The organism is Paenibacillus sp. NRS-1781 (assembly GCF_050467745.1).
Taxonomy (GTDB): domain Bacteria; phylum Bacillota; class Bacilli; order Paenibacillales; family Paenibacillaceae; genus Paenibacillus; species Paenibacillus terrae_A.
In genome coordinates this window covers 42,640-63,765 of the sequence record NZ_JBITPI010000027.1, presented here as the reverse complement: position 1 = coordinate 63,765, position 21,126 = coordinate 42,640, and the positions used below count along the sequence as shown (strand labels likewise).

The window sequence follows — 21,126 nt, the reverse complement described above, 5'->3', positions numbered from 1 at the left end:
AATTGTGTTATAAAATGAACATCCCCGCTTACAGTGTGCAAATGTACCGTTTGAAGCTACGACTTATGAATTTACGGTAATGGAACCGATGAACTCCGCAAATACATCATTTCCGAACAAAATACCGCGTTCGCTCAGACGATAACCGTCCTCGACCAGCTCGATCAATCCCGCATTCAGCATTTTTCCGAGAGGGGCCGTAAATGTATCCTCCAGTGACTGACCGAATTGAGCCTCAAAGCGGGACTTCGAGACACCTTCCAGCATTCTCAAACCGACCATGAGAAAATCCTCCATCGCTTCGGCCGCTGGCACCTCAAAGCTATCCAGACGCGGCAGTCCGTTACGGGTAGCCTCCACATAAGGATTAATGCCCTTAATGTTCATATGGCGCTCTCTGCCAACATATCCGTGCGCCCCTGCGCCGAGACCATAATAGTCCTCATTACGCCAGTAGGTCATATTGTGTTTACTCCCCAGACCTGGTTTCGCGAAATTGCTGATCTCGTACTGCTCATAGCCAGCCTCTTTCATGCGACGCATCAGGAGCAAATACATTTCCAGTTCGTCGTCCTCATGAGGAAGCGGAAGCTGATTTTTCTGGTACAGCGTATGGAATAGCGTATTTTCTTCGACCTTCAAGCTGTAGATGGAGTAATGAGGAAGTCCCAACTCCAGCGCCCGGCTGACACTTTCATGCAGCATTTCTACGGTCTGATTCGGTAAACCAAACATCAGGTCAATCGACAGATTATCCAATCCGACCTTGCGTGCATTTTCCAAACTACGATAAACATCATCTGTATTATGAATTCGACCAATACCCGTAAGTAGCTCGTTTTGAAAAGCCTGTACGCCGAAGCTCAGCCGATTTACACCGCCTTCTTTCATCACGGTGAGCTTCTCAAAATCAGTTGTGCCCGGATTGGCTTCCATGGAAAACTCAATATCTTCCGACCAGTTCGGGAAGTAGGTACGGACGCTTTTCAGGAAATATTCCATTTCCTTCGGATTCAGCGTTGTTGGTGTTCCACCCCCGACAAAAATAGTTTTAATTTCACCTGGCGGGTGAAGACGAACTGTATGCTCCATCTCCCGTTCCAGTGCATACAGGTATTCCATAACAGGCTGATCCTTGAGCACGTAAGAGTTAAAGTCACAGTAAAAGCATTTGTTCGTGCAAAAAGGTATATGCAGATAAACCGCTTGAGGCGCGGATGAATGTTCATGTTTGTGTATGGATGCGGTCATACCGATCCTCCTTGTCAGTGTTGAGGTGAGGTGAAAAAAGGGCGGTTGAGGTGGAAGATCGCTCCGTGTATGGATCATTCTTTCACTCCATCTTGAATAGCTTGCTCAAATAAAGAACGTCCATTCTTCATGCACGGCAAATGGCCACATGAAAGAATGGACGAATAAAGCTTGGGAACAAGCGGACCGCAGTATCTTGAGGTACATTACAGAGTGTGTACCTCAGTTACTACGGGGTCATACTGTTGATACTTATTCGTATTCAATCCATACTCACGTTTTGTGATGTACCTAATTGAATACGGTGCTGCTTGTTTCAAGCAGCTTTACTCATCTATTTTCAGTACTGCCATAAATGCTTCCTGTGGTACTTCTACGTTACCCACTTGCTTCATGCGCTTCTTGCCCTCTTTTTGCTTTTCAAGCAGCTTCCGTTTACGGGAAATATCGCCGCCGTAGCATTTGGCCAGGACGTTTTTACGCATTGCCTTAACGGTTTCACGTGCTACAACCTTCGTACCGACAGATGCCTGAATGGGCACCTCGAACATTTGGCGTGGGATCAGCTCACGCAGCTTCTCGCAAATAATACGTCCGCGATGGTAAGCGCGATCTCTGTGGACGATGAACGATAACGCATCAACCTGTTCGCCGTTTAACATAATATCCATTTTCACCAAATTAGACTGGCGATAGCCTGAAATTTCGTAATCGAAGGAGGCGTAGCCCTTGGTGCTGGATTTAAGCTGGTCAAAGAAATCGTACACGATTTCGGACAGTGGAATCTGGTACGTAATCGTTACCCGTGTCGTATCCAGATACTCCATGGTCACATACTCACCGCGCTTGGTCTGGCAAAGCTCCATAACTGTACCTACGTAATCATTAGGCACGATAATGCCTGCTCTTACGTAAGGCTCCTCCACATGCTCAATTCGTCCGACTTCCGGGTAATTCGACGGGTTATCGATCTGGATCGTTTCGCCATTCGTCAGCTTAATGCGGTAAATAACACTCGGCGCTGTCGTAATCAGCGGGATGTTAAATTCGCGTTCAATCCGTTCCTGAATAACGTCCATATGAAGCAGACCGAGGAAACCACAACGGAATCCGAAGCCCAACGCGCTTGATGTTTCCGGCTCAAAGCTGAGCGAAGCATCGTTCAGTTGCAGCTTTTCGAGCGCCTCACGCAGATCGTTATACTCGGATGTTTCGATCGGATACAGCCCGCAATATACCATCGGATTAATTTTCCGATAGCCCGGCATCGGTTCTGTTGTTGGATTTTTGGCATCCGTCACCGTATCCCCGACACGCGTATCGCCCACATGCTTGATCCCGGCAACGATAAAACCAACATCACCGATGTTCAGCTCGTCCACGATGCTCATACGTGGCATGAAGGCTCCTACCTCGATAACCTCAAACGTTTTATCGGTCGCCATCATTTTAATTTTAGAACCAGCCTTGATGCTGCCATCCACGACGCGAACATACACGATAACGCCTTTATATGGATCATAATGCGAATCGAAAATAAGCGCCTTCAGCGGATTATTCGGATTTCCTTGCGGAGCAGGTACGCTTCTGACCACCTGTTCCAAAATTTCCTTGATACCGATTCCAGCTTTGGCCGATGCGTGTACAGTCTCGCTCGTATCCAAGCCGATAACATCCTCGATTTCCTGCTTCACCCGTTCAGGATCGGCACTTGGCAAATCAATTTTGTTAAGCACCGGCAGAATCTCCAAATTGTTGTCCAACGCCAAATATACGTTAGCCAACGTCTGTGCTTCAATGCCCTGTGCCGCGTCTACAACCAGCAAGGCACCTTCGCAGGCCGCCAAGCTTCGGGAAACCTCATACGTAAAATCGACGTGCCCCGGTGTATCAATCAGATTCAAAATGTACTCTTCGCCGTCATCGGCCTTATAAGTGAGTCGCACTGCCTGGAGCTTGATTGTAATCCCGCGCTCCCGTTCCAGATCCATCTGATCAAGCACTTGCTCCTGCATTTCACGGGATGTCAGTGCACCGGTGTATTCCAAAATCCGGTCAGCCAGCGTGGATTTACCGTGGTCTATATGTGCAATGATACTAAAGTTCCGAATTTTACGTTGTCTTGCCAAAATGTCAGTCATGCCTTACCCCCACACAATGCCTAGTGTCAATCAGCTTATTATAGCAGTTGTATAGGGGGTCAGCAATATTTCTATTCCGTTACTCCGTCAAAAACAGACACAACCCAGCGAATACCCTGTCTTGACAGGTTTTGCAGCAGTCCGGCCGTTTTGTCTGCCATGGTATCCACCGAGGTTTGCTCTGCCTTGACCGCCAACAGTTCACGCGGTGTCTCCAGGTTCTGTGAATTGGCATTAGCTTCGCTCGCAACAGTTCCCGTTCCCGACTCCATTACGACGTTGCCATTTCCGTTATACGTGCGGGTATAAGTACGAACATCCGCTGCCGGTGTGTCTTCAATAACCGTTTGCTCATATCCGACTTTCTGCTGAACCCCGCTTTGAACCGGGTCCCCAGCCCACTCCGGCCCATACACAGAGCGCAAGCCAGAGCCTGCCAGCTGCATGCCGAGCAGAACTCCCGCCCCCATCAGAAGTACAAATCCAAGCGCTTTTTTACGAAAATGTCCGGACATTGCATTTCCTCCTTTACTACGCCTCAATTAATTGCCATCGTTGCTCTTTTTCGCATCGGATACGTTAGTACCCGCTTTCTGTGCTTTCTGATCCTCCCAGTACACCTCACCGATCATATCCGCCAGAACGTCAGAGGTACGTTTCAATTCTTCCTCGGTATTATCAATCCCGCCAATTTCGATCAAAATGCTATGGGAGGACAAGCTCTGATTGTACTCACCGTTGTTGCCTTTACCGCCATCCTTTCCCCATATCCCACGGGAAACGCCGTGATACGACTTTTCCAGCTTCTCATGAATACGAGCGGCGAAAGCTTCATTCTTGCGCCAGTTTTTGTTGTCATGGCCGATAATAAAATACACCTTGGCATAAGAAAGTCCGTTTATTGTTGCTGTCGTTTTGCCGTGACGTTGAGAATCTCTGTGGATATCAAGCAGATAGGTTAAGCTTTTATTTCCAGCCAAAGCTTCCTTGACCGCTTCACGCGAATATTTATAGGAATAATTCCAATTGTAATTTTGAACGATTTTGGCATAGTCCTTGTTCACATGCAAAGTAGATATCCCTTGCTTCTCCAATCTCTTTTTTACAAAACCCCCTACTCTCGACACATTGGCTGATTTAGAGCCAGAATTAGGATTGGAGCTGGTTTTACTGAGCAAAGGGTTGTATGCCTCTCTCGGATGAGAATGGTAGATTAATATACGTTTGGCACCTTTGACTGCTGTATCACTCGGATCATCCTCTTGCGCAGGGTCCGTTTCTGGCGTTGTCGGAAGATCTGGCGTTGTAGAGCCATTGTTCGATGGATTGGTAGAAGCATCGGGGCCGCCAGGAGCATCCGTCGTTCCCTGATCAGGCTGGTAATCCGTAGGCGCCTCCACCTTGTTGTTCCCTGAGCCCTTGCGCAGCAAGACAGGCGTACCCGCAGACATCCCAGGAATTTCGCGAGCTATGAGACTTTTGGGGTCCTGTGGATTAATACCTGTGAGCATTTGGAAAACAAAAGGCGACCATTGTTCACCCGACAACGAAGATTGTTGCTTCTTCTGTGCCAAATGAGGTACTTCCAGGCCGAGCATATCCGCAAAAAAACCGCTGGAAACCGAGCCTGCAAATCCTTTCATCGAAGACACCGGAGACGTTTGCAAACGATTTTCCGCCAGTCCTCCCAGTCCCAATACAACAAATAAAAGCGCCGAGCCCATAATAAGCAGCACAAGCGTATGTCCCATAGCCAAAATTTCAAGGCCCTTTCTTCTCCATCTTCCGACGTTCCAGGTTTGAATTTTTTTCATGTGGGTCTTGTCCTCCTTCGTCCCGTCGAAGCCCGCTCTATGTTCAGAACCCTATAGGTTCCAGTCAGTAGCGGAAATCTCTTATACTTCAACTCTATGAACGGAGAACAACTGCTAGAACACAAAAAATCTCCACCCGCAGGTAAATCCCACCCCTTATTACAAGAGATAGGATGCCTGCTAGATAGAGAATTTTGTGTATGAAATATGCTTTTGCTAGCCCTCATTAATGTGTATAAGCGGCGACATTGCCGGGATCGACGGCTTCATGCAGGGCGGCGTTCAATCCGGTTGCAATAATATTCGCAATATCTTCTATAAATTCATCAATCTCCTTGGGGGTCACAATCAGATCATGTCCCAGCGGCTGAAGTACCTCTCTCACCAATCCCAGTCTCTCAGGCTCTGAAATATCATCCAGCATCCCCAATATCGCTTTCGTAGAAGCCTTTTCCTTGGCAAAATGTGTTTTCATCAGCTCAATTACGTTATTCACGATGGTGGAAGCGTAGCATACGGTTGGAACGCCGATGGCAATACACGGGACACCCATAATATCCTTGGTGATGCCACGCCGCTTGTTACCAATACCTGAGCCTGGATGAATCCCAATATCCGCCACCTGGATGGTCGTATTGACGCGCTCCAGTGAACGTGATGCGAGAGCGTCAATAGCAATAATCAGCTCCGGCTTCGTGCGATCAACGATACCCTGAACAATTTCGCTCGACTCGATCCCCGTAATGCCAAGAACCCCCGGTGCAATCGCGCTCACATCCCGATAACCCGGATTGATTTGATCAGGTGTCAGTTCAAAAAATTGACGGGTCACCATCAAATTTTCAACGACAAGCGGACCTAGTGAATCGGGAGTGACATTCCAGTTGCCCAGACCTACCACAAGTACGCGTGCCTTACTGGAGATCCCTATTTTTTGTATAAATTGCTCCATCTCCTTCGCGAATGCAATGGCTACCCGTTGCTGGAGCCCCGTGTCACCTTCACGTAAGCCGGGCACTTCCAGCGTGACGTAATGTCCCTGTACCCGACCAATACGGTTAGCACCCTCTTCATTTAGCACATCCAGACGCGTGATTTTAATACCGTTATCTTCCTCCACGTCCTCGTTGATACCCGCCAGCGGCATTGGCTGATCCCGTTCCGCCAGTTCTCTTGCCTCCAGCGCCAAATCCGTACGTACCGCATACTTCTGCAAATCCAAATCCATCATTTACGCCTCCTTTTATACCATCTCAGGTTATAGTGTGCGAGACACCCGGCAGGTTTATGCACATCCATTTTCATCCTGTAATCTACCCAAGCCCGGAATGTTTTCTTATTGCAATTTGAGGTGTGGCGTGCTAAAATATTTTAAGTTGTGAAACGTTTGTGTTCATAAGTAATGCCTTTACAGGAGGTGAATGTAATGCCAAACATCAAATCCGCTATCAAACGCGTTAAAACAAACGACAAACGCCGTGCGTTGAACGCTTCTCAAAAATCCGCGCTTCGTACAGCAGTAAAAGCTGCCGATACAGCGTTGGTGAATAACGAAGCTGAAAATGCTACTGCTGCTTTCAAAGTAGCTTCCCAAAAGCTGGACAAGGCTGTAACTAAAGGTCTGATCCACAAAAATGCAGCTGCTCGCAAGAAATCCCGCTTGGCGAAAAAACTTAACGCTCTTACAGCTCAAGCGTAAGCAAGAGCTACTTTTATACGTTAATGAAAAAATCCTGACCAGCCTTGGCTGATCAGGATTTTTTAGTTCACCACGATTGGATTCTGCGTTACACTAGTTAACCTTTCATTAAACCGCTCGGCAAACGGGCCGGATTAGACCGAAGCCCCCGCGCCCATTTTCAGCAAAAACATCTCCAGCCCCAGCACCTTGTCAACAACCCCGGTTTTCATACGGTAATCCAGCTCGCCCAAGTCGTAGAGAAGCTGTCGCAACTGCTCAGGACGGAATCTCCGGGCCTGCTCGCCGGCAACTTTCACCCCATATGGATGCAAACTAAGCTGACTCGCAATTTGCTGCTGGGAATAGCTTTGACCCATCAACTCTTTGACCTGCAACATAATACGGAACTGTCGTGTGATTAAAGCTGCAATCTTAATCGGTTCCTCTTTTTGCTTAAGCAGCTCATAAAAAATACTAAGCGCCTTATCCAGCCGCAAATTAGCCAAATCCTCGACCATCGCAAACACATTTTGTTCCGTACTACGAGGCACAAGCGATTCAATATCTGCAGTAGAGATGGTACCCTGCGCTCCCGCATACAGGCACAGCTTGTCTATCTCGGCAGCCAGCGATTGCAGCCCGGTCCCCGTATATTGAATGAGACTTTCAGCAGCTCCAGCAGCCAATTGGACTTCTCGCTCGCCGGCACGCTTATGAATCCATGCCACCAGGTCATCTCCTCCCAATGGAGTGAAGGCAATGACGGAGGCGTCACTTTTCAGCCTTTTAACAATCTTTTTCCGTTCATCCAGCTTTTCAGCCTGAACCGTAAAAATGATAATGCTATAGTCAGCCGGGTTATCCATGTAAGTCAGCAGCGCTTCAATGTGGTGCTCCATCTTACCGCCATCCTTGCCTGCCGCAAATACACTGGTGTCCCGTACTATAATCAGCTTTTTTGGCACCAAAAAAGGCGCAGTCTCGGCTTCCTCCACGACTACCTCAATCGGCGTCTCGGTCAGATCGTAGGGAATAATAGCAAAGTCACGATGCTCCTCTTCCACCACTTTTTCCTTAAGCATATCGACAAACTGCTTCATTTGATATTTTTCACTGCCGTAGAGCAAATACACTGGCGAAATATCGCCTTTGCGAATAGCCTTGGCGGCTGTTTTTGCATCCATTCTCCGTCCCCCCCCCATTCATTGATCGTACCCGACATCTGGTCGGAAGGCAAGTCATTATACAAACGAAAGGACCCTGCCTATAGGCAAGATCCCTTCACCACCATCTATATCAACACGGCAGCAGAAAGCTCTAGAAACTTTCGGCCGTCGGGATACGACGTCGGTTCATACAATCTATTCTTTGCTTTTAAAAATGTGCCATCTTCATAGCAATTATTTGCCGGAACTACGCGGAACGGTATACGTATATTTACTTGCTGTACCATCCTGCTCCGTCTCATACATGAAGGTTTGGCTGTCTTCTGACCAGCTTCCTTTGACCCAGGCACCCTTCAAGGTACGCACTTCCAGCGTTGTCCGGCCTACACCATTGTCAGAAAGCTTATACACTTTCAGTTTTTTGCCCTCAATAACCACCGCATAGCTGCCATCAGGCGAATTAAGCTGATCTGTAGATGTCGCTTGGGCACTAAAGGTGGAAGGATTACTGCTGTCTGGAGTGATCATCAAATTCGATGAAAATCCTTCATTGCGTACCGGGTTTTGCGACACGGAGGGCTGCTGATCATTAGAAGCTGTATTGCTGCCCATATCTCCCATCGTAGTCCCCAAATCCTTGGTAACCCCCTTGGAGGTCGTGTCTTTCGACGTATCATTTGAAGCAATCCGATTCTGCATCATCATATCCTGATTGGCAGACGATGACGAATCATTAGTAGCCGTGCTGTTGTCATTACTGTCTTCAGTAGTGCCCGTACCCGCTATAGGTGCTTTTTCTACTTTTGGTTCTCCTTGCTGTTCAGGTTCAATCGTTTGTTGCTCGGATTTTCCCTGCTTTAACTGTTTGTCATCGGACTTAGGAGAATCCGCAGCAGAATCTTGCCCGACAGATTTTTCTTTTGACGTCTGTCGATCCTGACGGGAAGGATGCCCCGCTGGCGTATACTTCATTGAGCCTTTTTCACCAGTTCGCTGATCGTCACGTTGTGCATCATCTTGTTTGGAAGAGTGCTTTTCATCATCCGCACTGTTCACATCCAGTTTGCTCGGATCAGATTGCTCCCCTGTGGATGGCTGAGACGCGTCCGTTCCCTGATCTGACGGCTGCTTGGTCGAATCCGATCCAATAGCTGCATCGCTACCTCCGCTTCCATTCACCGTACTTGGAATTTCTGTCTGTTCCTGCTGACTCATCACTCCAGGCGACTGGGAATTAAGCAAACCATCCGCATCCTGTACCGTTTTCGGTTCAAAATTGAATACCACAATACCCAGTACAACAGCAGCGGCAGCCACGCCCATCGCGGCTCGCCCACTCATCCGGTTCCACCAAGGAATAGACTGGGTACGCTGTCTTGGCCCCGGTCCAGAATCGGCAGCTACAGGCTGCATCTCCTGTAGCGCGCTTCCCTGCTCCTCACGTGCGCGGTCAATGGCATCTAGCTGAGGCATGATGGAATCCACCAGGCTGAACGCCGGGGAAACCGCAGGCAAATCCTCCAGCTCGCGGGAGAGCGTCTGAAGAATATGAAATTTTTCCGCACAGTCCGGGCAAGTCGCGATATGGTTCATTAATTGGGACGTCTCTTCTTCGCCCAGCTCATGATCCACATAACGCTGCATCCAATCCATCACCTCTTCCCCACACTTCATCCTGATACACCACCTTTCTGATATTCCTGAAGTAGCCCTTGCAATTGCTGTCTTGCACGATACAAGTATGACTTGACCGTATTAAGCGGCAAATCCAGAGAGTCGGCAATCTCGTTATAAGAGAAATCCTGCAGATATCTCAATACGATCACCGTCCGGTGGTGCTCTGGAAGCTGCTGTATAGCTTCACGAACATCCTCTGCCAAGTAAGAGGTCAGGACCTCAGCCTCCACATTCTGGGGATCGTTGAATATCATGTCGTGCTCATCAATGGAAACCGAGGGCTTCGTCCTCCTGAATTTGTCGATACATATGTTCGTTACAATGCGTTGAACCCAGGTTTTGAACTGCGCCTTTTCCTCATAAGAATTAATTTTGGAATAAATCCGTATGAGGGCTTCTTGTGAAGCATCCATGGCGTCCTGTTCATTGTTTAAAATGTAATATGCCGTACGGTACACATGCTGTTCTATCTCTCTTAATAGGGTAATGAGAGCGTCGCGATCGCCCGATTGAGCGGCTCGAATGAGTCCCTGCTCTACCACAAAGGATCCCCCTCTCCCTGCAATATTACAGACGCTTCCCCTTTGCAAATTGTTGCAGGATAGACGTCTGACAATAATTTTATTTTTAAAGTGTAAAAAACGTTACCAAAAAGCCCATATTCCCCATTATAGCCTCCCTTAGAATAACAGAAAAAGGGAAGGTCGTCACCTTCCCTTAGCCCTTACTCACATAAATCTGCTGGAATCTGTCGAATTGAACTTGCATATTGTTACTTCTTGGAAATCAGGAAATCCGATAAGAGCTCTAACTGGTAATTCAGGGCAATCGGGTCCTGAAAATAAAAGTCGTCAATCGAATACTGATATACTTTCCCTGCTTTAACAGCAGAAAGGTTTTTCCACACACTTTTAGATTCAATATCTTTTCCCTGATCTACTCCATCTCCCCTAATCCCCAGCATCAGGTAATCGGCATCGCCTAGCATCTCTGGTAAAGCCTCCATCGAAATACTGGCCCAGCCCTGTTTGAACGCCGCCTTTTCTACCTTCGCCGGGGCATGAAGTCCCAGTTCATCGTAAAGTATAGCTCCTCCCCGTCCGTAGGACTTGCCATAGAGATATAATTCTTTGCCCGTTATCTCAAAAATAGCAATTTTTTTACCTGAATCAATAACATCAGACAAAGCCTGTTTCTTCTCAGCAATCTTGGCCGCAAAATCAGCCAGGCATTTCTTCGCTTCTTGCTCCTTGTTCAACACCTTACCCAGCTCCATCAAACGGTCCTTATAATTATATGCACCATATGGAATAAATACAGTAGGCGCTATTTTTTTCAGATTTTCATAGGCTTTCTCATCATAGGTAATGATCAGATCTGGATTCAGGGTGGTCACCTTTTCAAGAGACAGTGCGGAGCTATCACCAATATTTTCAACACCATTCAAGTATTTTTTATAGTATGGAGCATCGAATACAGTGTCTGGAGCCCCTACAGGTGTCATCCCAAGTGCAAGAACATCGCCTACATAGTCGTCGACCGCTACAACGACACGCTGTGGATGTTCAGGAATAGTAACTGTACCTTTATCGCTTTCATATGTACGTGTGGCAGCTGCATCTCCAGTAGATGCAGTTTTGGAATCAGCCGTTGTCCCTTTATCCGTTGCCATTCCTCCTCCATTCGTAGCGCATGCGCTCAGTACCAGCATGAATGAAATAATCAACAGACAAGCCGAAATTCGGAATTTAAAATTGTTCACAATAGTCCTCCCAATAATAATGATTCTCATTTTCAATATTTATATTAGATTCTATCAAAGCTCTCAGATTATGTCCATGCAGGTTGGTCTATAGCATTTTTCATGGATGCTCTCGCGCTTACTGATCCAAAGTGCTCAAGTTGCAAGCAGGCTGCCACAGTGCCTGCTTGCTTGTATTTGAGAATTTTTCAAACTCCTTATTTTTTGTGCCGCACACTCAATTTGCCTTGGTGCGCACGGATTTGCACCTCTCCCATCATATCTGTCCGATATATAGCAGAATCAACCGCCGATAAACGATCCAATACCGCTTCATTTGGATGCCCATATGTGTTGCTCGCTCCGACTGAAATGACGGATACCTTCGGTCGCCAGTAGGATAACCATTCTTCCGAGGTGGAATGCTTGCTACCGTGATGTGCTATTTTCATGACATCTACCACTTGCCTTACAGCCACTGTTTCCCCTTTTGCTCCGGTATGGGATGGAGAATGAGTTAACTCGGAGAGCAACAGCGATTCTGCTGCATCATCCATATCTCCTGTGAACAAAAAGGAAGCGCCCTCCATCTCCAATATCATTGCAACGGAATAATGATTTTGTTCCTTCACAACGGGCAAACTTCCGGTTTCGTCCTCCTCCAGCGGAAGCGGATGAATAAAGCGGATTTTCGTATCCTGATCGGGTTTCCACTCCATACCATAATGCGCACCGTACAGCTTGACCTGCTTGTTTACAGCCGTGTTCAATAGCTTGCGGAAAGGTGCCTTGTCTGTCAGGGTGCCGTTCAAAACCAAGGCCGATACTGGAATCTGGTCAAGCACAGCCTGCAATCCCCCAGCGTGGTCATGATCTCCATGCGTTAAAATGACAGCATCCAGGCGATGTACACCGCGCTGCTTCAATAAGGGCACAATCGTATCCTCACCTACCTCGTAGGGGTCTTTTCGCTTACGCCAGGCATTTTTTCCTGTCGTAAAATCCATCGTGCCCCCACCATCCACCAAAATGTGTTTACCACTCGGCGTTGTAATCAAAATGCTGTCGCCTTGGCCCACATCCAGATATTGAACCATTCCCGTATTCCCTCCACCTGGAGTTATATAACCTATGCACAGAATGCCAAGCCAGGCAATACCGCTTAAAGCAAGCGCCAAATGACTATAACCATTCCACTGTCGATGTGCATACTTGCCTGCTCCTTCAGGCTCACGCTCTGTCTGCAATATAGCTGCCCACTCGGCAGATGCCGCTAATCCTGTATGTATGGATGATGGCATGGGAACGGATGTGCTTTGTCCCACCAAATTGCGTCCGGCTGAAAGCCCCCCCTTGTCCTTATCCAGCGATACCTCCAAGCCCGGAGATTCATCTGTTCGCCTTCGAGAAATCATCCATGTTTTGAGCCAGTACAGAATACTGTACAAAGCAGCATAATATGCTATGACCCACAGAATAGAGGAAGACGGCCAGATACTCACATAAGCGTCATCCATGTTCATCCATTTTACAAGCCAAAAGGTCAGCTCGTTCAGTTGTTCTGCTGGCCATGCCAGGATACGAGCCCCGTCATTCCATAGAAAAGCGATCCCCATCGCCACAGTACCCAGTGGAAGCACGACATAAGTAATAAGTGGAACAAGCACAAAATTAGCCGCAAACGATAGGAGCGAAAACTGATTAAAGTAGAAGACTGTCATCGGAAACGAAACAAGCTGCGCTGTGATCGTAATCGCAATTTCGCCGCCGATCAGAAGAGGCCATTTGGCGAAAAACGGCTTCATCAGCGGCATATAAATGAGCAGTCCGGCTGTTACCAGAAAAGAAAGCTGAAAGCTGACACTAAGCAGGTAATACGGATTCCAAAACAACATCAATAACGCAGACACACTCAAAATACTAAGTCCGTCCTTGAGCATTCCCCGTCTGGCTGCAAACAGGCCGATCATAGCCATAATTCCCGCCCTCACAACAGAGGGAGATGCACCTGTCAGCAGTACATAAGCCGGAATAAGCACCATCACGACCGTAAGAGACGTCTCGCGACTCACTCGTAATAGCTTGAACGAATACAGTAGTGTAGCTGCATATACGGCCACATGCATACCGGATATTGCTAAAATATGTGTTAATCCAAGCTGCGTAAATTCGTTATACGTTGCCGGGTCCAGCTCATCCGTAACGCCTAATACCAGTCCTTTCATATATCCTGCGTGATGAAGAGAACCAAATGCTGATTCCATCCGTTGCCCTAATTGCTCTCTAAGCTGATCATTCCATCTGAACAAGGTGTAACGGTTCCACTGCGAAGCTTGCTGCTTCTGTAGCGAATCGGCCCCTTTCCCTTTGAAAAGCCAGTGAACCTCCTGTGTATGCAGGTATTCATTGTAATCAAAGCCACCAAAGTTCCCCGCTTTTGCAGGGGCCTTTAAGCTGCCTCGCAGTTGAATTGCATCTCCACGCTGCCATCCTGCCGCCAGTTGCTGTTCCTGCTCGGCAGCCAGCTTGATGTGAACGATGACCTGTTCAGACATAGCTTCGCTCTTTCTAACCCTGCCCTGAAAAGTGTCATTTTGAGAATCACCTTCCATTTTGCTTATTGCAGTAACCCTCATCTCAAACTGTGCCCGGTCACCGTCTACCTGCACCTTGGAAGCGATAAATCCCGAAGCTTGAACAGGCATATCTTCCAGCCTGGAAGCCGATACATGAAGGGCATCGGGAATGTGGGTTACATTATGAGTATCCTGCCAAGCCCAATGAAATCCTCCCCCGCTCAAGGCAAGCCATAGCAACACCACATGCCGGACGGGAATCTTCATCAGTAGAGCCATAAGAGGAAAAATCAACGTGACACCCGCCCAGAGCAACAGAAGCATACGTCCGGAATACAAACAAGCTCCTGCACTCCCCGTAATCCAGCATACAGTAAGGGTCAAAATAGGTCTGCTTAAAACAAGTTTGGCTTGAATACAACCACCTCCCGGTAGCAAAATATTGGTTCTGTGTCCAAACCGCAAAACAAAAAGAACCCCTGACAAAATAGCATTCGTCAGAGGTTCTTCCTCGTGTACTCTTTAATTGATCATGGCTTAATCATACATTTTAATTCATAACATCCATCAGCGTTTCTTTCGGTGGATGATAGTTATCCAGCATACGGAAGGCAATTCCTTTTTGCTCCATCATGGCACGAACCTTGTCAGCATCCTTTGGGTAAGGTCGGTGGTATACGATCTCCACAATACCGCTGTTCGCCAGCATGTTAGCACACGTCCAGCACGGCTGGTCGGTCACATATACTGAGGACCCCTCACGATCAATGCGGTCGGTGAACAGCAGCAAGTTCTGCTCCGCATGAATCGTGCGGATACAGCGCTGCTTCTTAACCATTTCCTCCCGCCCCTCGCGATGGACGACCTCGTATTCCTCCGAAATCATACAGCCTGCCTCAGAGCAGTCGGGTACCCCGGATGGTGCACCATTATAGGCTGTGCCCAAAAGCTTTTTGCCTTGTACAAGTACGGCTCCAACATGACGCCGCGAGCAGCGCGAACGGGTGGATACCATATAAGCGATATCCATAAAATAGGTGTCCCAGTCCTTGCGTACATCTGCACTCATATCCATCTCTCCCGTAAAAACAAGTTTCAACGTAAATATATCCGCTAAGCCATTCTGATAGTCAGTACATCGTCCACTTAAGTAATTATAAGCTGACATAAGGCTTCATTTTCACCAACATTTTGGCGCCAATTCCCTTCACATGATCCAAATCGCTCACACGTTTGAACGGCCCGTGCTGATTACGATAGTTCAGGATCGCTTCGGCCTTTTTAGCCCCGACCCCTGGCAGTTCCATTAACTCGGCAGCAGTCGCCGTATTAATGTTCACCTTTTTTTCACCGGAAGCGGATGAAGCAACCGGATCGCCTGCTGTATTCGACCTGTCCGTCGTAGCATTCGAGCTTTCAACGCCAGTAACGGAAGTAACGGAAGTAGAATCCATCACCTCAGACTGCTTTATCGTACCGGAGCTTTCGCTTCCATCGACCGATGCACCAGCAGAATCCTGTACAGCATCACGCTTCACATGGCCAACTTCTTCGCCACCCAAACTGCGTTCGGCTTTGCCTGAGGCTTTGGCTACAGCACGCTTTCCCTGAGTCTGGCCGCTATTGCTCCGTGACTTATTTTGCTCCGGCTCTACCGCTAAAGCCTGCTCCACCTTATGATTAAGTACCTTCCACTCTTCTTCTGGCTCTGGACGCTGCCCACCAGCAAACAGAATAAGCCCACTGCCTATTAGGGAAAGCACTATTGCCGTTCCAGTCCATACGCGGTTCATTTCCATTTTGTCCCCTTCTCCACATAGATTTTAGGGAAAGTGAGTCACTCAATACAGGGTCTCACTCGAACAGAGCAAGCCTGTCCTATTCCCGTTAACCGGAGGATGTAAACAACCTCCACACGGTCTCGCTGTGAGCCATTTTCCAAAGAGTGGTACGACCTTGGGCACGATCTAACATGCTCAGACATAAATTTCGTCATGTCGGCCAAGACCGTGTGCATACACTAAGAAGAATGACAGCGTCTATACCGCAAAGTATGAAAGGAGGACGTTGAACGATGAAAGTTGGATTTATCGGGACTGGCAGCATGGGAAGTCTGCTGATTGAATCTTTTATTCATTCCAACGCACTTAAACCACAGCAAATATCAGCAAGCAATCGAACGTATTCCAAGGTAGCCGAGCTGACCCGTCGTTATCCAGGATTACATGCAGCCCAAAACAACCGTGAGACGGCAGCGGATAGCGATATCCTGTTTATCTGCGTGAAGCCGCTGGAATCAAAAGCCGTAACGGATGAAATACGCAACGTCATTACAGAAGAGCAAATCGTCGTTTCTATTACTAGTCCGGTACAGCTACGCATCCTGGAGCATTCACTGAAAGCCAAAGTGTCCAAAATTATTCCCAGTATTACCCATCAGGTAGGCAGCGGAGCCTCACTATGCATCCATGGCAGCCGGATTACAGAGGAGGATCGCTCCCTTCTGGAAGAGCTTATGTCCCACATTAGCAGGCCGATTCGGGTTAAGGAATCCCATACACGTATTACGTCGGATTTTTCCAGCTGCGGCCCTGCTTTCCTGGCCTATTTTCTGGACCAGTGGATTCATGCTGCGGTTCAGGCCACGGGTATAGACCGTACCGAGCTATGCGCCCTGGCTGGTGAAATGATTATCGGCACAGGAAAGCTGCTTACTGAAGGCGGAATGACACCAGCCGAGTTGCAGGCGAGGGTAGCAGTTCCCGGAGGTATTACCGCTGAAGCCCTCGCGCTGCTGGACATCAGCCTGCACAGTGTCTTCCCAGAGCTGATACGGGCTACACACAACAAGTATGAGGAGGACATGCAAAAGATAGATGCCTCCTTCGGCTTAAAGCCGATTAACCCGCGACAATATTGACCAGTTTGCCTGGTACTGCAATCACCTTACGAACCGTTTTACCAGCCAGCGCCTGCTGAACGTTGTCCAGCGACAGAGCGAATGCCTCCATCGCTTTGGCATCAAGGTCTTTGGCAATCGTCGCACGCTGCACGATTTTACCGTTCACCTGCACCACAATTTCCACTTCGGTATCCACCGTCCATCCTTCATCATAAGCAGGCCAAGCCGCGTAGGTAATGCTTTCGTTGTGTCCCAGCAGCTGCCACAATTCCTCGGCCAGATGCGGTGCAAGCGGCGACAGCATTTGCACGAAATTTTCCATTGCTGCACGCGGCAAACGGTCTGCTTTGTATGCATCATTGGTAAAAATCATCAGTTGGCTGATCGCCGTATTGAAGCGAAGCGCGTCCAGATCCTCGGTTACTTTTTTTAGCGTTTTATGCCAGGTCCGAGTGAACTCATCACTGCCGCCTTCATTTGTAATTTTATCGTTCAGGCTACCATCCTCGGAAACGAACAGGCGCCATACACGGGACAGAAAACGATGCGCTCCCTCAACCCCGTTTTCGTTCCATGGCTTAGTCGCCTCCAGCGGCCCCATAAACATCTCATAAATGCGCAGCGTATCGGCGCCAAACGTATTCACAATATCGTCAGGGTTGATGACATTACCGCGTGATTTACTCATTTTTTCATTATTGTTGCCCAGGATCATACCCTGATTGACCAGCTTGTAGAAAGGCTCTTTCGTTTCCACAACACCGATATCATACAGCACCTTGTGCCAGAAACGAGCATACAGCAAGTGAAGAACTGCATGTTCCGCACCGCCAATGTACAGATCTACAGGCAGCCATTCGCGCTGCTTCTCTTTGGATACAGGCTCTTTATCATTGTGCGGATCAATATAGCGCAGGTAATACCAGCAGCTTCCTGCCCATTGCGGCATGGTGTTCGTCTCACGGCGTGCTTTCAAGCCCGTCTCAGGATCAATAGTTTCTACCCAGTCCGTCGCATTCGCCAACGGGGACTCTCCTGTGCCTGAAGGCTTGATGTTATCCATTTCCGGCAGTAAGAGCGGCAGTTGATCCTCAGGAACTGTTTTGATCGTTCCATCTTCCAGATGAATCACCGGAATCGGCTCACCCCAATAGCGTTGACGGCTGAACAGCCAGTCGCGCAAGCGATACGTCACTTTTCCTTGTCCTTTACCCTCGGCTTCAAGCCATTCAATCATCTTCGGAATGGCTTCCTCATTCGTAAGTCCATTCAGCGGACCTGAATTAACGTGCGGACCATCCTCGGTATATGGCTCTTTAGCCACGTCCCCACCTTGGACAACCTCAATGATGTTCAGCCCGAATTGCTTCGCAAATTCCCAGTCACGTGTGTCGTGACCTGGTACAGCCATGATCGCGCCTGTTCCGTAGCCTGCCAGTACATAATCGGCAATCCAGATTGGCAGCTTTTCACCGTTCACCGGATTGACTGCGTAAGCGCCTGTGAAGACACCTGTTTTATCCTTCGCCAAATCCGTGCGCTCCAGATCGCTTTTACGGACAGCTTGCTCACGGTATTGATTGACGGCATCCTTTTGCTCAAGTGTAGTGATAACATCCACCAACTCCTGCTCAGGAGCCAGCACACAGTAGCTTGCGCCGAACAGCGTATCCGGGCGGGTTGTAAATACCGTCAGTTGCTTGTCATGGCCTTCAATTGGAAAATGAACCTCTGCCCCAGTAGACTTGCCGATCCAGTTCCGCTGCATATCCTTAATGCTTTCGGACCAATCCAGCTCCTCCAAATCTTCCAGCAGACGATCCGCATATTCCGTAATTTTCAGCATCCATTGACGCATGGGTTTGCGAATGACCGGATGACCACCACGCTCACTCTTCCCGTCAATAACTTCTTCATTAGCCAGCACCGTACCCAACGCAGGACACCAGTTCACAGGTACTTCAGCCACATAAGCAAGGCCGCGCTTGTACAGCTGGATGAAAATCCATTGTGTCCATTTATAATAATCAGGGTCAGTCGTACTGATTTCACGATCCCAGTCGTATGAAAAACCAAGCGATTTGATTTGACGGCGGAAGTTATTTACATTTTTCACCGTAATTTCACGCGGATGCTCTCCCGTATCCAGCGCATGCTGCTCGGCAGGCAGACCAAAGGCGTCCCAACCCATCGGATGCAGTACGTTGTAGCCGCGCATTCTTTTATAGCGTGAAACAATATCCGTTGCCGTGTAACCTTCCGGATGGCCTACATGCAGACCAGCCCCAGACGGGTACGGGAACATATCCAAAGCATAAAACTTCGGTTTGCCCGGCTCTTCCCCGGTACGAAACGTTTTGTTCTCATCCCAATATTTCTGCCATTTTGGTTCAATACTTTGCGGTTGATAGCCGTGCTTCGGCTGTGTGTCTGTCATTGTCATTTCCTCCTCAAACGGTATGCAACAAAAAAACCTCTGCATCCCGTAGCGTGTCAGCGCTAGGGACGAGAGGTTATATTCCCGTGGTACCACCCTAGTTAGCAGAAAGCGTTCTTCACCTTCTACTCCCTTTGCACCTGATAACGGAGGTGATCCGATGCGGGTTAATAACAGGGTTCAAGCACCTGTATAGGGCATTCCTGCGTTGGCCACATATCTCCGAGGCGAGTTCGCTTTGTACTGTCAACCGGCTTGCACCATCCGCCGGCTCTCTACATGTCCAGACAAAACTACTATTCCTCATCAGCGATTGTTTAACCGTTAATAATGCCACTATTATATTGAAAACCGCGAAAAAAGTCAAATAAGGACTACATCTGGTGCTAAACACCAACTTCATTCGTTTGCTCCATGACACACGGAGGCAAATGCTTTATAATTAGCTCCGAACCAGATTGAGATGAGTTGAGATGAGAAAGGTGAGATGAGACATGGCACAAATTAAAATTTACGGAATAAAAGAAGCCCTGAATCCGATCAAGGAGCAGCTTTCAGAGGTGATTCATTCCGCGGTGGTGGATGCGTTCCAATATCCCGCCGACAAAAGATTTCATCGTTTTTTTCCTATGAATCAGGAAGACTTCATATTTGCCCACGATCGCTCAGAGGCATACACCATTATTGAAATTAGTGTGTTTGAAGGCAGAACGACAGAGGCTAAAAAGCACCTCATCCAGCTGCTATTCCAAAGAATTAACGATTTAGGCATTGCCCCGCAGGATCTTGAAATTACTATATTTGAGACACCGAAACAGAATTGGGGCATTCGCGGTGTACCCGGTAATGAACTTCAACTGAACTATAAAGTAAACATATAATTTGAAGCTCTTATGAAAAAGACGCCCTTCATGTCAGCATGAAAAGCGTCTTTCTTTTTCCATATTCACTTGATGAAGGTTCATTATTTTACAGCAACATAAAATAATCTCGCCGCGTCATCTCCTGCTTCTATCCATTCAAAGTCCGCATATACCTTCACATCGCGAAAACCGGCTTTGGACAGTTCCGCCTTCATCCAGTCCGGATCATAGGCACGTTGCACATGAATTTCCTCGAACCGCTGGTATACATCACGCCCTTCATTTTCTGCTCTCGCAAAAATGCTGAGATGATGCTCAATTTCACAGCGTGGAGTGTCCAACGCACAAGTCCAGATATATGAAATGGAGCGCTCGTCCAGTACAAAGGGCTGCTCCTCATCATAACGCACGAACGTCTGTGGATGATGCACATCGAACAGAAAGGTACCGCCAGGCTTAAGGCCGGCATACGTTCTGCGAAAAGTAGCAGCAATGTCCTCTTCCTCCAGCAAATAATTCAGACAATCGCAAAAGGAAATGACAGAATCCACGGGCTCCGGTAAATTCCATTCCCGCATATCCTGCTCTATCCAGCGGATGCTCCCCTCACGGAACAAACGCTGTCCTTGCGTAGTCGTTTCCATTTTGCGACGGGCTACCGCCAGCATATCTGAAGACAAGTCGATACCAGCCACCTCGAAGCCCGAGTTAACCAGTGGAATCGTAATGGAGCCCGTTCCACAACCCAGCTCTGCCACCGTATGCGGCATACCATGCTGATCCCAAGCCTGCCGGACAAAACGAAGCCAGTCCGGGTACGGCATGTCCTGCATCAGCTCATCATACACATAGGCAAACTTCCGGTAAGAAGCCATTC

General features: G+C 48.2%; 17 protein-coding genes and 1 other annotated feature. Of the genes, 3 read left to right on the top strand and 14 right to left on the bottom strand.

Annotation, left to right across the window (positions count from 1 at the left end; genetic code table 11):
- Positions 1-63: 63 nt before the first annotated feature.
- The 5 genes from hemW to gpr form a co-directional block, all read right to left on the bottom strand.
- Positions 64-1,251, bottom strand: a complete 1,188-nt coding sequence (hemW, locus tag ACIFO6_RS11500; RefSeq protein ID WP_430040805.1) for a radical SAM family heme chaperone HemW — start codon at positions 1,249-1,251, stop codon at positions 64-66.
- 326 nt (positions 1,252-1,577) lie between these two features.
- Positions 1,578-3,392: a translation elongation factor 4 gene (gene lepA, locus ACIFO6_RS11495; protein WP_430040804.1), complete on the bottom strand. Its 1,815-nt coding sequence runs from the start codon at positions 3,390-3,392 to the stop codon at positions 1,578-1,580.
- Between the two features lie 71 nt (positions 3,393-3,463).
- A complete protein-coding gene (locus tag ACIFO6_RS11490) occupies positions 3,464-3,907 on the bottom strand; it encodes a hypothetical protein (protein WP_430040803.1) in 444 nt (147 codons plus the stop codon).
- 27 nt (positions 3,908-3,934) lie between these two features.
- On the bottom strand, positions 3,935-5,206 hold the full coding sequence (locus ACIFO6_RS11485; RefSeq protein WP_430040802.1) for a stage II sporulation protein P: 1,272 nt from the start codon (positions 5,204-5,206) through the stop codon (positions 3,935-3,937).
- 226 nt (positions 5,207-5,432) lie between these two features.
- A complete protein-coding gene (gpr, locus tag ACIFO6_RS11480) occupies positions 5,433-6,434 on the bottom strand; it encodes a GPR endopeptidase (RefSeq protein ID WP_354452320.1) in 1,002 nt (333 codons plus the stop codon).
- A 198-nt stretch (positions 6,435-6,632) separates the two neighbouring features.
- Here gpr and rpsT point away from each other — a divergent pair, with 198 nt between their 5' ends.
- Positions 6,633-6,905 (top strand): 30S ribosomal protein S20, encoded by a 273-nt coding sequence (gene rpsT / locus ACIFO6_RS11475; protein ID WP_044645117.1) that lies wholly within the window; start codon positions 6,633-6,635, stop codon positions 6,903-6,905.
- A gap of 134 nt (positions 6,906-7,039) precedes the next feature.
- Here the strand turns inward: rpsT and holA are convergent, their stop codons facing one another.
- The 7 genes from holA to ACIFO6_RS11440 all read right to left on the bottom strand — a co-directional run bounded on the left by holA (position 7,040) and on the right by ACIFO6_RS11440 (position 15,840).
- The gene (gene holA / locus ACIFO6_RS11470) at positions 7,040-8,071 is read right to left on the bottom strand and encodes a DNA polymerase III subunit delta (RefSeq protein ID WP_430040801.1); all 1,032 of its coding nucleotides are present in this window, start codon (positions 8,069-8,071) and stop codon (positions 7,040-7,042) included.
- A 216-nt stretch (positions 8,072-8,287) separates the two neighbouring features.
- Positions 8,288-9,727 carry a zf-HC2 domain-containing protein gene (locus ACIFO6_RS11465; protein WP_430040800.1) on the bottom strand — a complete coding sequence of 480 codons (1,440 nt, stop codon included), beginning with the start codon at positions 9,725-9,727 and terminating at the stop codon, positions 8,288-8,290.
- Positions 9,724-10,272 carry an RNA polymerase sigma factor gene (locus ACIFO6_RS11460; protein ID WP_430040799.1) on the bottom strand — a complete coding sequence of 183 codons (549 nt, stop codon included), beginning with the start codon at positions 10,270-10,272 and terminating at the stop codon, positions 9,724-9,726. The genes ACIFO6_RS11465 and ACIFO6_RS11460 overlap by 4 nt, the downstream gene beginning before the upstream one ends.
- Before the next feature lie 230 nt (positions 10,273-10,502).
- On the bottom strand, positions 10,503-11,492 hold the full coding sequence (locus tag ACIFO6_RS11455) for an iron-hydroxamate ABC transporter substrate-binding protein (RefSeq protein ID WP_430040798.1): 990 nt from the start codon (positions 11,490-11,492) through the stop codon (positions 10,503-10,505).
- Between the two features lie 197 nt (positions 11,493-11,689).
- Positions 11,690-14,365 (bottom strand): ComEC/Rec2 family competence protein, encoded by a 2,676-nt coding sequence (locus ACIFO6_RS11450; protein WP_430040827.1) that lies wholly within the window; start codon positions 14,363-14,365, stop codon positions 11,690-11,692.
- Positions 14,366-14,597: 232 nt separating this feature from the next.
- Positions 14,598-15,116: a deoxycytidylate deaminase gene (locus ACIFO6_RS11445; RefSeq protein WP_430040797.1), complete on the bottom strand. Its 519-nt coding sequence runs from the start codon at positions 15,114-15,116 to the stop codon at positions 14,598-14,600.
- Positions 15,117-15,201: 85 nt separating this feature from the next.
- Positions 15,202-15,840, bottom strand: coding sequence for a ComEA family DNA-binding protein (locus tag ACIFO6_RS11440; RefSeq protein ID WP_430040796.1), 639 nt, complete (start codon positions 15,838-15,840; stop codon positions 15,202-15,204).
- Between the two features lie 281 nt (positions 15,841-16,121).
- Here ACIFO6_RS11440 and comER point away from each other — a divergent pair, with 281 nt between their 5' ends.
- Entirely contained in the window at positions 16,122-16,967 is an 846-nt protein-coding gene (gene comER / locus ACIFO6_RS11435; RefSeq protein ID WP_430040795.1) for a late competence protein ComER, read from the top strand.
- Here the strand turns inward: comER and leuS are convergent.
- Positions 16,948-19,386 carry a leucine--tRNA ligase gene (leuS, locus tag ACIFO6_RS11430; protein WP_430040794.1) on the bottom strand — a complete coding sequence of 813 codons (2,439 nt, stop codon included), beginning with the start codon at positions 19,384-19,386 and terminating at the stop codon, positions 16,948-16,950. The two genes, comER and leuS, sit on opposite strands and share 20 nt — an antisense overlap.
- 61 nt (positions 19,387-19,447) lie before the next feature.
- Positions 19,448-19,705, bottom strand: a binding site (T-box leader).
- Between the two features lie 175 nt (positions 19,706-19,880).
- Here leuS and ACIFO6_RS11425 point away from each other — a divergent pair.
- On the top strand, positions 19,881-20,267 hold the full coding sequence (locus tag ACIFO6_RS11425; RefSeq protein WP_430040793.1) for a tautomerase family protein: 387 nt from the start codon (positions 19,881-19,883) through the stop codon (positions 20,265-20,267).
- 83 nt (positions 20,268-20,350) lie between these two features.
- Here ACIFO6_RS11425 and ACIFO6_RS11420 read toward each other — a convergent pair whose 3' ends face one another.
- Positions 20,351-21,124, bottom strand: coding sequence for a class I SAM-dependent DNA methyltransferase (locus ACIFO6_RS11420; RefSeq protein ID WP_430040792.1), 774 nt, complete (start codon positions 21,122-21,124; stop codon positions 20,351-20,353).
- Positions 21,125-21,126: the final 2 nt, after the last annotated feature.

What these genes read in the sequence shown, in the direction of transcription:
- hemW (WP_430040805.1), bottom strand. Translation starts at nt 1,251, where the DNA reads ATGACCGCATCCATACACAAACATGAACATTCATCCGCGCCTCAAGCG.
- lepA (WP_430040804.1), bottom strand. Translation starts at nt 3,392, where the DNA reads ATGACTGACATTTTGGCAAGACAACGTAAAATTCGGAACTTTAGTATC.
- ACIFO6_RS11490 (WP_430040803.1), bottom strand. Translation starts at nt 3,907, where the DNA reads ATGTCCGGACATTTTCGTAAAAAAGCGCTTGGATTTGTACTTCTGATG.
- ACIFO6_RS11485 (WP_430040802.1), bottom strand. Translation starts at nt 5,206, where the DNA reads ATGAAAAAAATTCAAACCTGGAACGTCGGAAGATGGAGAAGAAAGGGC.
- gpr (WP_354452320.1), bottom strand. Translation starts at nt 6,434, where the DNA reads ATGGATTTGGATTTGCAGAAGTATGCGGTACGTACGGATTTGGCGCTG.
- rpsT (WP_044645117.1), top strand. Translation starts at nt 6,633, where the DNA reads ATGCCAAACATCAAATCCGCTATCAAACGCGTTAAAACAAACGACAAA.
- holA (WP_430040801.1), bottom strand. Translation starts at nt 8,071, where the DNA reads ATGGATGCAAAAACAGCCGCCAAGGCTATTCGCAAAGGCGATATTTCG.
- ACIFO6_RS11465 (WP_430040800.1), bottom strand. Translation starts at nt 9,727, where the DNA reads ATGAAGTGTGGGGAAGAGGTGATGGATTGGATGCAGCGTTATGTGGAT.
- ACIFO6_RS11445 (WP_430040797.1), bottom strand. Translation starts at nt 15,116, where the DNA reads ATGAGTGCAGATGTACGCAAGGACTGGGACACCTATTTTATGGATATC.
- ACIFO6_RS11440 (WP_430040796.1), bottom strand. Translation starts at nt 15,840, where the DNA reads ATGAACCGCGTATGGACTGGAACGGCAATAGTGCTTTCCCTAATAGGC.
- comER (WP_430040795.1), top strand. Translation starts at nt 16,122, where the DNA reads ATGAAAGTTGGATTTATCGGGACTGGCAGCATGGGAAGTCTGCTGATT.
- leuS (WP_430040794.1), bottom strand. Translation starts at nt 19,386, where the DNA reads ATGACAGACACACAGCCGAAGCACGGCTATCAACCGCAAAGTATTGAA.
- ACIFO6_RS11425 (WP_430040793.1), top strand. Translation starts at nt 19,881, where the DNA reads ATGGCACAAATTAAAATTTACGGAATAAAAGAAGCCCTGAATCCGATC.
- ACIFO6_RS11420 (WP_430040792.1), bottom strand. Translation starts at nt 21,124, where the DNA reads ATGGCTTCTTACCGGAAGTTTGCCTATGTGTATGATGAGCTGATGCAG.